The sequence below is a fragment of the Myxococcus sp. CA033 genome (assembly GCF_013336625.1).
Lineage (GTDB): Bacteria > Myxococcota > Myxococcia > Myxococcales > Myxococcaceae > Myxococcus > Myxococcus llanfairpwllgwyngyllgogerychwyrndrobwllllantysiliogogogochensis.
Genome location: NZ_JABUMU010000002.1, coordinates 301,038 through 313,312, shown reverse-complemented (window position 1 = coordinate 313,312; position 12,275 = coordinate 301,038). Strand labels below are relative to the sequence as shown.

The following is a 12,275-nucleotide window of genomic DNA, read 5'->3' as shown; positions in this document are numbered from 1 at the left end:
CCGCGCCTATGAGCCTCCTTGAAGCCATCGTCCTGGGACTGGTCCAGGGTCTCACCGAGTTCTTGCCCATCAGCTCCACCGCCCACCTGCGCATCGCGCCGGAGCTGTTCGGGTGGAAGGACCCGGGGGCCGCGTACTCCGCGGTCATCCAACTGGGCACGGTCGCCGCGGTGCTCATCTACTTCCGCAAGGACATCGTCTCGCTGGTGACGGCGTTCTTCCGGGGGCTTGGGAAGCGCGAGCCCTTCGGCACCGTGGAGTCCCGGCTGGCGTGGTTCGTCCTGGTGGGCACGCTGCCCATCGGCCTCTGCGGCCTGGCCTTCAAGAAGGCCATCGAGACGCAGTTCCGCTCGCTCTACGTCATCTCCGGCAGCCTCATCATCCTGGCCATCATCCTCTTCGTGGTGGAGAAGCGCGCCTCACACCAGCGGACGCTGGCCGACATGACGTGGCGGGACGGCATCCTCATCGGCCTGTGGCAGGCGCTGGCGCTCATCCCCGGCTCGTCGCGCTCGGGCACGACGCTCACCGGCGGCCTGTCGCTGGGGCTCAAGCGGGAGGACGCGGCGCGCTACTCGTTCCTGTTGTCCATCCCCGCCACCTCGCTGGCGGGCATCTTCGAACTGAAGCACCTGTTGGAAGCCACCGAGCGGCCCAGCGCCGTGTCGCTCTGGGTCGGCACCCTGGTGGCGTTCGCCTCGGGCATGGCGGCCATCGCGTGGTTGTTGAACTACCTGCGCTCGCGCACGACGCTGGTGTTCGTGGTGTACCGCGTGGCGCTCGGTCTGCTGCTTCTCGGGTTGCTCCAGGCGGGCGTGCTCAAGCCGCTGTCGGGCGTGGAGAACGTGGACGTGCCTCGCGAGCCGGGGAAGCAGCAAATCGAGAAGCAGATCACCGACTAGGGAGGCTGGCGTCGTGAGCGTGGAGGCGTTGTTCCAGGGGGTGGAGGCGCGGCTGTCGACGCGTCCGGCGCGCAACGTGGACCTGCCGGGGCTCGTGCTGCGCGAGGCCTCCGTGCTGGTTCCGCTGTTCGAGCGCGACGGCGTGCCGCACGTGGTCTTCACCCGACGCCCCGCCACCCTGCGCACCCACGCCAATCAGTACAGCTTCCCGGGCGGAGGCCGCGACGCGGAGGACCTCACGCCGCTGCACACCGCGCTGCGCGAGACGGAAGAGGAGCTGGGCATCGACCGGCGCGGCGTGCGCGTGCTGGGCATGCTGGACGAGGTGCCCACCATCTCCCAGTACCGCGTGCGACCCTTTGTCGGCGTGATTCCGGGCGACGGCAAGTACCAGCCCAGTCCAGAAGAGGTGGCCTTCATCCTGGAGGTGCCACTCGTCGCCCTGATGGACCCGGCCATCCTCCGCGTGGAGCGCAAGGAAGTCTTCGGCGCCGAGCGGGACTTGTACTTCTACACGTACGACTCCCACGTCATCTGGGGAGCCACCGCGCGCATCCTCCGCGACTTCCTGGGGCAGCTCGCGCAGGTGCCCGGCCTGGAGTCCGTGCTCGCCGCGCCCGGCCGGCGTCAGAACTGAAGGTACACGTACGGCCGCGTCTCCACGGCGGACAGGTGGCGGATGCCCAGGCCCAGGACGACCAGCGCCACGGCGCGCACCGGCACCGGCATCCGCACGAACAGCTCCGACGTCACCGTGTAGAGCTTCATCGGCACCACGTGGAAGAACACCGCCGCCGCCAACATGCCCCACACCAGCGGGCTGACGTTGGCGATGCCCGGCACGCCCTCCATCATCCGCGCGTAGAACTCACCCGCGTGCGTCATCGTCTTCGCCCGGAAGACGACGCGTGTCAGCACGACGATGGTGAACGTGGCCAGCATCCCCAGGGCGATGCGAGGGACCCCCGGCTTCTCCGGCTTGCCCACCCACCACTCCCAGCACCGTGACAGGCCCAGCACCGCGCCGTGCACGCCGCCCCAGACGGCGAAGCGCCAGTCCGCGCCGTGCCACAGGCCGCCCAGCACCATCACCGTCATCAGGTTGAACAACACCCGAGGCTTCGACACCCGGTTGCCGCCCAGCGGCCGGTACAGGTAGTCCCGCAGCCAGGTGGACAGGCTCATGTGCCACCGGTTCCAGAACTCGCCCAGGTTCTTCGCGAGATAGGGCCGGTTGAAGTTCTCCGGGAACTTGAAGCCGAACAGCGCCGCCACGCCCAGCGCGATGTCCGAGTAGCCCGAGAAGTCGTAGTAGAGCTCGAAGGTGTAGGCGATGGCCGCGACGATGCACTCGGCGGAGGCGTACTTGTCCGGCGAGGCGAACACCGGGTCGACAATGCCGCTGCCCAGCACGTCCGCGATGACCAGCTTCTTCACCAGGCCCACGGCGATGCGGAACATCGCCTGTCCGCCTTCTTCCGGCGTCAGCGTGGGCACGTCCTTGAAGCGCGCCATCAGCTCCGATGCGCGGACGATGGGCCCGCTCACCACGCGCGGGAAGAAGAGCATGTACAGCAGGTGCTCGATGAACGAGTGCTCGGAGCTGGCCTTCCCCCGGTACACGTCCACCGTGTAGCTGATGGCCTGGAAGACGAAGAACGACAGGCCCAGCGGCAGAATCAAACTGAACGGCGTCTCGCGGACGTGGAGGCCCCAGGACTCGGGCACCAGCTCCAGCGCCGTCTTGCGCAACAGCTCCAGGTACTTGAAGCCCGCGAGCAACCCCAGGTTCGACACCACCGACAGCGTGACGAGCAGCTTGCGCACGCCCTGCGACGTCGCGCGTCCCATCCCCTTGACGAGCAGGTGGTCCACCGTGACGCCGATGAGGAAGATGATGAGCGGGAAGGGCGTGAAGGCCGCGTAGAAGTAGACGCTGGCCACCAGCAGCACCAACAGGCGCGGCCAGTAGTGACGGTGCACCGCCCAGTACAGGGCGAACACCGCGATGACGAAGACGAGGTACTGGAGGCTGTGCGACAGCACGTCAGTTCCCCTCCATGCGCGCGGTGGGCTCGGTCTTCTTGCGCAGCTCGTACGCCGCCAGGAAGTCCCGCGCGAAGCTCGCCGCCAGCCGCTCGTAGCCTTCCGGCGTCAGGTGCACGCCATCCGCATGGCCCAGCACCGGACGGGCCCGCTGCCAGCGCAGCATCGCCCGCTCGCCGCCCATGGCCGCGCGCGGAGACCAGTATGCGCAGCCCGCGTCACGCGCCACCCGAGGCAACGCGTCCAGCACCGACGCCAGCGCGGGCGCCTCCGTCCAGCGGCCATTCGCGTCCTGCGCCAGCCGGTCCGTGGGGCCCATCAACAGGCACTCGGCGTTGCCGGTGGCCTTGCGCAGCCGGGCGATGAGCGCGGGGTAGTCGTTCGATATCGCCGCCGCGTCCAGGTCCGCCTTGCCCGCCTCGTTGGTGCCGTACCAGAAGACGAGCAGGTCCGGACGACGAGAGGCGAGCTGCGCATCCACCGCCGACGCATCCATGTCCCGCAGCGTGGAGGCCATGGCCCCGGGCAGCCCCAGCGCGTCCAGCACCACGCCCGGCGTGTCGTACTCCAGCGCGGCGCCCAGCACGGTGACCCCACTGCCCTCCGGCGCCACCACCTCGACTTCGTGCGAGGCGCCCGTGACGGGGAAGGAGCGGATGCGCACCATCGGCGCGGAGAGCGGCTCCGGCAGCGGTGCGTCCGGAGGCATGGCCTCGCCGTCCACCCGAATGTCTGGAGCCTTCGTGTCGGGCGCGTCGAGCGCGTACAGGTCGAGCCGCCCGGTCAAGGTCTTCGCGTCCTTGCAGTCCTTGCAGAACTCGATGCGCAGCTTCGCGCCCGGCGCGCCCACGGCGCGGATGCCCGTGAGGCCCCACAGTCCGCCCGGCGGTGCCTCCATCGCGTCCTCCACCGTCCAGTCGCCCACCAGCTCGCGGGCCACGCGCGCGTTCTCGAGCCGAGGCGAGGACTTGCCCGCGGCGATGAAGCCCCGGCCCGCGTCACCGAAGCGCTTCGTCAGCACCCCGCGCACCGCGTCCGTGAAGTAGTGCGACGCGGTATGCGACGCGCCGAGCTGGGCGATGCCCACGCGCAAAGCCTCGCCGGACTCGCGGCGGCGCAGCCGGTCGAACGTCTTCGTCAGCGCGGTGTCCGCGTCCCGCAGGCCCGGCGCGTCCACCACAGGCACCAGCGGCGCGTGCACCTTCGCGAACCCGCGCTGCAGCGCCAGGTCGAACAGGTGGCCCAGCAGGTCGGAGCCCTTCGCGCGCGGGTGCACCAGGTCCTCCAACATCAACCCGGCCTCCAACCATCGCAGGGCCGCGCCCTCGCCACCCATGGCGGTGTACGCGTCCCAGAAGGCACAGCCACCCAGGCGCGCCTCCTCGCGGAAGATGTCGGAGACCTCCTTGGAACCCCGGCGCGGCACCAGCTCGCCGCCCATGGTCCGCACGCCCGCGTCGATGGGTGACATGACGAGGCACGCCGCGTCCGGCACGTTGGCTCGCACGCGAGACACCAGCTCCTTCATCTGCGCGCGCACTTCCTCGAGCGTGGTCCGGTCTCTCGAGAAGAAGAACGCCTCGTTGCCGCCCACCATCAACACCACCATGGCCGGCTTGCGCTGGCGCAGCTGCGCGCGGAAGGCCGCGGGCTGGGCGCGCAGGTACACCTCCGCCATGCCGCCGAGCAGACCCACCGTGTCGTAGATGACGCCCGGCGTGCCCGTCTCCAGCGTCACGCCGTGCAGCTCCACCTTGCCGGACGTGGTGAGCGTCAGCGTCTTGGCGCCCTCGGGCAGGTTCACCCGCGCGAAGGCCGCCTCCGACTTCGTCTTGGAGAAGCCGCGCGTCTGGATGCGCTGCAGCGGCCGGCCATCCACGGAGAGCTGCACGGAGCCGCTGGAGGGCTGGGCGAGGAAGAACAGCTCCGCCACCCGCGAGCCCTCCACGTCATACTTCGTGTTCTGCGAGCCACCCGCCGAGGTGAAGGCCACACCCGTCCAGCCCACCCTGTCGCGGGGCCACTTGGTGTCCACCAGCCGCGCGATTTCCCAGCCGTCCGAGCCCCGTCCGGAGCGCGTCCACCGGCCCGCGCTGGCGGGGCGGGTGATGAAGAGGAAGCCCTTGCCGCCCGAGCCGAAGCGCTCCTGGAGCCTGTCCCGCACCACGTCGGTGATGTAGTCCGACGCGACGAGCGAGTCTCCCAGGTGCACCACGCGCACCGGCGTGCGCCGCGTATCCGCGCGCAGCTCCGTCAGCGCCCGGTGGAAGGGGGCGAGCCCATCCTCCTCACAGGTGCCGTCCGCCCGTGCCTTGCGGCAGTTGGGTTCGATATCCACGTGCTGGGCGCTCATCCGCTCGCGCAGCGCCTCCAGCTCCACGGCGCGCGCCAGCGAGGGGGCGCTCAATTCCTCCAGGCCGATGCCGGGCACGGTGGGCACCGCGGGCGTGGGCACCGCGTCCACCACCTCCGTCCCCGCGTCGTCGGCCGGGTCCTCTTCCGGCACGACGCCCTGCTTGGGCGTGTCCGACGCCACCACCTCAATCTCCGGGGGCGGGGCGGGGCGGCCTCCGGTGAAGGACGCCGGCACCGCCAGCGCCACCAGCTTCGGGCCCAGGGGGCCTCGCTGGAGACTGGGCAGGGGGCGCCACGACTCCGGAATCGGGGCGAGCGAAAGCCCCAGCGCCAGCGCGACGGTGAGGGTGAGCGTCAGCCCGGTGGTTCTGGCCTTGAGGAAGTCCAACAGCGCGGCATGAGACTGGCTTTTCGGGGGCGGGTCAAAACTCTCGCCGCTCGGGGCCGCTTCATCGTCCGGGGGGCGGACAGGCGGGCGGTCTGGACCGGAAGGTGGGAGGCGCAACGGCCTGGACGGGGGCTTCATGGGAAGCGGCTCCCCTCTTTCCCGGAAAGGCCGAAACGGTATGGTGCGCCGCCATTCACGCTGGGGGAAGACCCTGGCGCCTCCCGCTGGCGACGAGCCGGCACTCGCAGGAGTCGTACCCCGCATGGCCCTCTACCCCGTCATCATGGCCGGTGGCTCCGGCACTCGCTTCTGGCCCCTGTCCCGTCAGGCGCGGCCCAAGCAGTTCCTGCCCCTGGCCTCCAAGCTGCCGCTCATCACCGACACCGCCGCCCGCCTCAAGGGCCTGTCGACGGTGAAGAACACCTTCATCGTGTGCGGCCCGTTGCACGCGAAGGCCGCGGCGAAGCTGGTGAAGGGCCTGCCCAAGGCGAACATCCTGGTGGAGCCGGTGGCGCGCAACACCGCGCCCGCGATTGCGCTGGCCGCCGTGCACGTGGCCGCCAGAGACCCGAAGGGCATCATGGTGGTGCTGCCCTCGGACCACCATGTCGCGGACGTCCCCGGCTTCAAGCGCACGCTGGAGGAGGCGGCCCGCATCGCGGAAGGGGGGCACATCGTCACCCTGGGCATCCAGCCCAACCGCCCGGAGACGGGTTACGGCTACATCCAGGTGGGTGACGCGCTCTCGGGTGGCGGCCGTTCCGTGAAGGCGTTCAAGGAGAAGCCCGACACGCAGACGGCCAAGGCGTACGTCTCCTCCGGCGAGTACCTGTGGAACGGCGGCATCTTCGTCTTCCGCGCCGACGTCATCCTGGCCGCCTTCGAGCAGCACATGCCGGAGATGAAGAAGGGCCTGGCCGCGCTGAGCAAGGCGGCGGGCAAGCGCACCTTCGGCCCGGTGCTGAAGAAGGTCTTCCCCAAGCTGCCCTCCATCTCCATCGACTACGGCGTCATGGAGAAGGCGTCCAACATCGCGGTGCTGCCCGGGGACTTCGGCTGGTCCGACGTGGGCTCCTTCGCGGCGATTCCGGAGGTCCGCCCCGCGGACGAGAACGGCAACGTCATCTCCGGCGCGTCGGCGGTGGTGGTGGACTGCAAGGGCTGCGTGGTGCTCGCGGACAAGCGCCCCCTGGCCGTCGTCGGCCTCACCGACGTGGTGGTGGTGGACTCCGGCGACGCGGTGCTGGTGGTGCCTCGCGAGAAGAGCCAGGACGTCCGCAAGGTGGTCGAGGCCCTCAAGGCCCGCAAGCTTCAGAAGTATCTGTAGGCGCAGGCGCCCAGTGTGCGCTGGAGAAACTTCCACTCTCGGGGCTGAAACATTTTCCGCTTCGTGGGTAACGGGTTTCCCCGGGTTCTCGTCCCGTCGGGAGGTTGTCCTGTCCAGTCGGTGACGAAGCGGGGGGTGCACGAGGGTTGCAGTGCCACCGCCGCCCGCCCCATCCAGGGGCGGCAGGGGCGGTGGCGAACATGGCATGCAGGCACTGCGCGGTGGAGCATCCGGTGGGTACGGGCTGTCCCCAGGCGCCGTCGCTGGAAGGGCAGCGTCACGGTCCGCTCGTGCTGCGCCAGCCGCTGGGGGCCGGAGCGCTGGGCACGGTGTATCTGGCCGAGCACCAGCCCACGGGCCATCGCTTCGCGGTGAAGGTGCTGCAACGGCACCTGGCCGCCCAGCCCGCGGTGCGCGCGCGCTTCCAGGCGGAGGCCCGGGCGCTGCGCGGACTGAAGCACCGCCACGTGGCCCGCGTGCTGGATGTGCGCCGGGGCCCCGAGGGACTGCCGTGCCTCCTCATGGAGTACGCGGAGGGTGAGCCCTTCTCGCGCCTGCCCATGCCGCTGGCCTCGGCGGAGGTGGTGCTGCTCCTGGCCCAGGCGCTGTGCGCGCTCGAGGCCGCGCACGCGCGAGGGCTGGTGCACGGGGACCTGTCCGCGGACAGCCTCATCCTGACGTGGGACTCGCGCGGTGAGCGGCAGGTGAAGGTGCTCGACTTCGGCACGCAGGCGGTGCTCTCCGCCAGCCTCTCTCAGGAGGAGCGCGCGTGCGGCATGGTGGTGGGCTCACCCGCCTTCCTCGCGCCCGAGCAGTGGGCGGGGGACGCGGTGGATGGGCGCACGGACCTGTATGCGCTGGGCGTCGTGGGCTACCTGCTCGCCACGGGCCGGCTGCCCTTCGGCTTCGGCCGCGTGGGAGGCCTGTCGCCCACCGAGCCGCACGTGCTCAACCCGCGGGTTCCTCCCGCGCTCTCCACGGTGCTGCTGCGCGCGCTGGCCCAGCGCCCCGGGGAGCGCTTCCCGAACGCGAGGGCCTTCCGCGAGGCGCTGCTGGAGAGCCAGGGCATCGGGCGACTGGAGCCCTCTTCGTCGACGCGCACTCGCACGTCGAAGGGCGGCGTCTCCATCTTCGGGCACATCCTCCCCGAGGACGGCGCCACGCCGCTGCACCTGGCGCTGCGAGACGCGGCGCATGGGAACGCCACGCCGACCGAGGTCAACCCGCCGCGCATGGAGTCGCCGCGCGGGCTGGGCGTCCGGCTGGGGCTGGCGACGGACACGGAGCTGGTGCCCGTGCGCGTGGGCGATGTGACGGTGGACGGCTTCTTCGCCACCTGGGCGGGCCCGCTGCCGGAATTGGCCTCGCAGCTCCCCGTGGAGCTGTCACTGGGGGGCCGCAAGGTGGCGTGTGACTGCGACGTGGTCCGCCATGTCACGAGTGAAGAAGCGCGGGCGTGGGGCGGGGCCTCGGGCCTCTATGTCCAGTTCGCGGGCGAGGCGGCGCGGGCGCTGCTGGGCCGCGCGCTGGGCGTGGGCGTGACGCCGGGGGAGCTGGACGCGGAGCCCGTGCCGGACGCGGAGCTGGGGCGGCTCTTGTCGCGCGCGGCCGTCGTGGCCAAGGACCCGTACGCCCTCCTGGGCGCGCTGCCTCACGAGGACTTCGAGCAGGTGCGTCGTCGCGCGAGCGCCGCGCTGCGCCGGCTGAACCTGTTCCGTCAGCGCGCGCTTCCACTGGGGCAACGTCAGGCCCTGGAGTCGCTCCTGCGCCGGGTGGAGGCCGCGGGACGCGTGCTGGGCGAGCCCGTGTCACGCGCGGGCTTCGACGCCACGCGCGGCAACCTCGCGGGAGTGGCGCGCTGCCTCGCCGCGGGCCTGTCGGAGCCGCAAGCGGACGTGCTGCGCAAGGCCTTCCTCGCGGCGCGTCCCCTGGCCGAGACGCGGGCCCGGGCGCTCTTCACCCAGGGGCATGCGTTGGAGGCGCGGGGTTCGCTGGACGCCGCGCTGGAGCGCTACGCGGAGGCCCTCTCGTTGGACCCCCTCAACGCCTCCTGGCTGCGGCACTACCAGGAGCTGCGCGGACGGGTGCGTCTGGCGGTCCTCCCGGCCGTCGAGGCCCCTGGCGCGGAGGCCCTCACGCACTGAGGGCTGTGTCTTCCGGGAGACCCTCCAGAGGGCGTGGAGGCCCGGTGTGTACCGCCGCCCGCCCGACAGGCGGGCACATCCAGGGGTTGATTGGCACCCCAGGGACTTGAAGGGCCCCCGAGGGGCCTCCGTTCAGCAGGTTGCGCCCCCGTCTCGGCGGGTGCCGGGAAGGTCGGGGCTCGTGTAGAGTCCGCCGCCCTCCGTCATGCCCTCCGGTCTTCCGAGGGCGGGGACACCTTCATGAACGCGCATATCTTCCGCGAGTACGACATCCGGGGTCTGGTGGACAAGGACCTCACCGCCGAGGTGGTGGAACTGCTGGGCAAGGGCCTGGGCACCATCATCCGACGCAAGGGCGGCCGCTTCATTGCCGTGGGCCGCGACTGCCGCGAGTCGTCCACCCGCTTCCGCGACTCGCTCTGTGCCGGCCTGACGTCCACGGGCCTCAACGTCTTCGACGTGGGCGTCGTGCCCACGCCGCTGGTCTACTTCGCCGCCAACACCCTGCCGGTGGATGGCCTGGCCATGATTACCGGCAGCCACAACCCGCCGGAGTACAACGGCTTCAAGATTGGCGCGGGGAAGACGACCTTCCACAGCCACGAAATCCAGGCGCTGCGAAAGCTCATCGAGGCCGCTGACTTCGAGGTCTCCGCCACGCCCGGCACCGTCACCCCGTTCGACATCATCACCCCCTACAACCACTTCGTGAAGCAGACGGTGAAGGTGGGCCGCAAGGGGATGAAGATCGTCATCGACGCGGGCAACGGCACCGGCGGCGCCATCGCCGTCCCGCTGTTCGAGAGCATGGGCTTCGAGGTGGTGCCCCTGTTCTGCGAGATGGACGCGACGTTCCCCAACCACCACCCGGACCCGACGGTGGTGGAGAACCTCCAGGACCTCATCGCCGCGGTGAAGCGCGAAAAGGCGGAGGTGGGCATCGCCTACGACGGCGACAGCGACCGCATCGGCGTCATCGACGACCAGGGCAACATCCTCTGGGGAGACCAGATCATGGTCCTCTTCAGCCGCTACGTGCTGAAGGACAGCCCGGGCGCGGCCATCGTCGGCGAGGTGAAGTGCAGCTACACGCTGTACGACGACATCGCGAAGCGCGGCGGCAGGCCCATCATGTGGAAGGCGGGCCACTCCCTCATCAAGGCGAAGATGAAGGAGGAGCACGCGGAGCTGGCCGGGGAGATGAGCGGCCACATCTTCTTCAAGAACCGCTACTTCGGCTTCGACGACGCGGTGTACTCGTCCGCGCGCCTGCTGGAAATCCTCACCCACGAGAAGCAGAAGCTGTCCGAGCTGCTCGCCGACGTGCCCAAGACGTACGCCAGCCCCGAGCTGCGCTTCGAGACGAAGGAAGAGAAGAAGTTCGAGATGGTCAAGCGCGCCACGGAGACGCTGCGCGCGGCGGGCCACGACATCATCGACGTGGACGGCGTGCGCGTGACGTTCCCCGACGGCTGGGGCCTCATCCGCGCCTCCAACACGCAGCCCATCCTCGTCCTTCGCTTCGAGGCCAACACGGCCGAGCGCCTCAAGGAAATCCAGGCGCTCATCGAGGGCACGGTGGCCCGTGTGCAGAAGGAAGTGGGCGGGTGAGCATGTCGTCGCCTCGCATCCTCGCCATCAGCGGAAGTCTCCGGAGCGGCAGTTTCAACCAACTGCTCCTGGCGGTGGGCGTCCAGAAGGCCCGCGCGCTGGGGGCCGAGGTCGACGTCGTGGACCTCAAGTCGCTCGGCGTCCCGCTCTATGACGGCGACGTGGAGGCCCAGGGCCTGCCGGCGCCCGTCGTCGCGCTGCGCGAGCGGGTGGCCAGGGCCCAGGGCTTCCTCATCTCGAGCCCCGAGTACAACTCGTCCATTCCCGGCGGCCTGAAGAACGCCATCGACTGGGCGTCGCGTGCGCCGGGCCGGTTGTTCCAGGGCAAGTGGGCGGCGCTCATGGGCGCGAGCCCCGGCAACTTCGGCACGTCGCGCATGCAGCCGCACCTGCGGCAGGTGATGTCTTCGGTGGGCGCGCTGGTGCTGCCCACCCAGGTGCATCTGGCGCGGGCGATGGAGGCCTTCACGCCCGAGGGTGCGCTGAAGGACGACGCGCGGAAGAAGGAAGTCGAAGCGCTGGTCACCGAGCTGTTCGAGCGCGTGAAGGGTTGAGAAAGGACACCGCCATGGCGACGCTAGGAATCGACCTGGGTGGGACGTTCGCCCGCGCCGCCGTGGTGGACGCGGCGGGAAAGATGCTCGCGTCGGCGAAGGTGGCCCTCGACGAGCGCAGCCCCACCGGGGTGGTGGAGACCATCGCCCAGGCGGCGTCCGCGGCGGTGAAGTCCGCGGGCGTCGTGGTGGGCGGCTGTGGCGTGGGCGCGGCCGCGCAGATTCACAAGGACTCCGGCGTGCTGTCGGTCGCCCCCAACCTGGGCTGGCGCAACGTGCCGCTGGGCCAGTTGCTCACGGACCGGCTGGGGCAGAAGGTGAAGGTGGTGAACGACCTGTCCGCCGCCGCCTGGGGTGAGCTGCACGCGGGCGCGGGGCGCGGCGCCCAGGATTTGTTGGTGGTCTTCGTGGGCTCGGGCGTGGGCAGCGCCATCATCGCGGGCGGACAGTTGCTGGATGGCGCGGGCGGCGTGGCGGGAGAGCTGGGCCACATCAAGGTGGTGCCGGATGGCCGGCGCTGCGGCTGTGGTGAGCAGGGGTGCCTGGAGGCGTATGCCGGCGGACACAACCTCATCGCGCAGGCGCGGGAGCTGCTGGCGGCCGGGAGCTCGCCCGCACTGGCGGAGCTGGTGGGGAATGACGCCACGAAGCTCACGCCGGTGACGCTGGAGCAGGCGGCGGAAGCAGGCGACGCGGCGGCTCGAGAGGTGTATGAGCGGGCCGCGCGGTTCCTGGCGCTGGCGGTGGCCAACCAGGTGACGGTGTTGAATCCGGCGCGACTCATCCTGGGCGGTGGGGTGTTGAACCACTGTCCCGGCATGCGGCGCCGGGTGCTGGATGGTGTGCGGGCGTGGGCGTCCCAGACGTCCCGCGAGGGGCTGCTCATCGCCGACGCGGAGCTCGGTGACGACAGCGGCCTCATTGGTGCGGCGTTGCTGGCCGCGTGAT

General features: G+C 70.5%; 9 protein-coding genes. 7 read left to right on the top strand and 2 right to left on the bottom strand.

Annotated elements, in window-relative coordinates:
* The first annotated feature begins 8 nt into the window (after nucleotides 1–8).
* Nucleotides 9–902: an undecaprenyl-diphosphate phosphatase gene (locus HUA78_RS07285; RefSeq protein ID WP_174475948.1), complete on the top strand. Its 894-nt coding sequence runs from the start codon at nucleotides 9–11 to the stop codon at nucleotides 900–902.
* 13 nt (nucleotides 903–915) lie between these two features.
* On the top strand, nucleotides 916–1,539 hold the full coding sequence (locus HUA78_RS07280) for a CoA pyrophosphatase (RefSeq protein WP_141640494.1): 624 nt from the start codon (nucleotides 916–918) through the stop codon (nucleotides 1,537–1,539).
* Here the strand turns inward: HUA78_RS07280 and HUA78_RS07275 are convergent.
* Both HUA78_RS07275 and HUA78_RS07270 read right to left on the bottom strand, forming a co-directional pair.
* Nucleotides 1,530–2,948: an MBOAT family protein gene (locus HUA78_RS07275; RefSeq protein ID WP_174475947.1), complete on the bottom strand. Its 1,419-nt coding sequence runs from the start codon at nucleotides 2,946–2,948 to the stop codon at nucleotides 1,530–1,532. The two genes, HUA78_RS07280 and HUA78_RS07275, sit on opposite strands and share 10 nt — an antisense overlap.
* A gap of 1 nt (nucleotide 2,949) precedes the next feature.
* The gene (locus tag HUA78_RS07270) at nucleotides 2,950–5,829 is read right to left on the bottom strand and encodes a GDSL-type esterase/lipase family protein (protein ID WP_174475946.1); all 2,880 of its coding nucleotides are present in this window, start codon (nucleotides 5,827–5,829) and stop codon (nucleotides 2,950–2,952) included.
* Between the two features lie 124 nt (nucleotides 5,830–5,953).
* Here HUA78_RS07270 and HUA78_RS07265 point away from each other — a divergent pair, with 124 nt between their 5' ends.
* The 5 genes from HUA78_RS07265 to HUA78_RS07245 all read left to right on the top strand — a co-directional run bounded on the left by HUA78_RS07265 (nucleotide 5,954) and on the right by HUA78_RS07245 (nucleotide 12,274).
* Entirely contained in the window at nucleotides 5,954–7,018 is a 1,065-nt protein-coding gene (locus HUA78_RS07265; RefSeq protein ID WP_141640497.1) for a mannose-1-phosphate guanylyltransferase, read from the top strand.
* Between the two features lie 200 nt (nucleotides 7,019–7,218).
* Nucleotides 7,219–9,162, top strand: coding sequence for a protein kinase (locus tag HUA78_RS07260; RefSeq protein WP_174475945.1), 1,944 nt, complete (start codon nucleotides 7,219–7,221; stop codon nucleotides 9,160–9,162).
* 240 nt (nucleotides 9,163–9,402) lie between these two features.
* A complete protein-coding gene (locus HUA78_RS07255; RefSeq protein WP_141640499.1) occupies nucleotides 9,403–10,773 on the top strand; it encodes a phosphomannomutase/phosphoglucomutase in 1,371 nt (456 codons plus the stop codon).
* 2 nt (nucleotides 10,774–10,775) lie between these two features.
* Nucleotides 10,776–11,327, top strand: a complete 552-nt coding sequence (locus HUA78_RS07250; protein WP_174454280.1) for an NADPH-dependent FMN reductase — start codon at nucleotides 10,776–10,778, stop codon at nucleotides 11,325–11,327.
* Between the two features lie 14 nt (nucleotides 11,328–11,341).
* Nucleotides 11,342–12,274: an ROK family protein gene (locus HUA78_RS07245; protein ID WP_141640500.1), complete on the top strand. Its 933-nt coding sequence runs from the start codon at nucleotides 11,342–11,344 to the stop codon at nucleotides 12,272–12,274.
* The last annotated feature ends 1 nt before the right edge of the window (nucleotide 12,275 follow it).

Excerpts from the sequence above, each read along its gene's own strand:
- HUA78_RS07285 (WP_174475948.1), top strand. The coding sequence starts at position 9 with ATGAGCCTCCTTGAAGCCATCGTCCTGGGACTGGTCCAGGGTCTCACC.
- HUA78_RS07270 (WP_174475946.1), bottom strand. The coding sequence starts at position 5,829 with ATGAAGCCCCCGTCCAGGCCGTTGCGCCTCCCACCTTCCGGTCCAGAC.
- HUA78_RS07265 (WP_141640497.1), top strand. The coding sequence starts at position 5,954 with ATGGCCCTCTACCCCGTCATCATGGCCGGTGGCTCCGGCACTCGCTTC.
- HUA78_RS07260 (WP_174475945.1), top strand. The coding sequence starts at position 7,219 with ATGGCATGCAGGCACTGCGCGGTGGAGCATCCGGTGGGTACGGGCTGT.
- HUA78_RS07255 (WP_141640499.1), top strand. The coding sequence starts at position 9,403 with ATGAACGCGCATATCTTCCGCGAGTACGACATCCGGGGTCTGGTGGAC.
- HUA78_RS07250 (WP_174454280.1), top strand. The coding sequence starts at position 10,776 with ATGTCGTCGCCTCGCATCCTCGCCATCAGCGGAAGTCTCCGGAGCGGC.
- HUA78_RS07245 (WP_141640500.1), top strand. The coding sequence starts at position 11,342 with ATGGCGACGCTAGGAATCGACCTGGGTGGGACGTTCGCCCGCGCCGCC.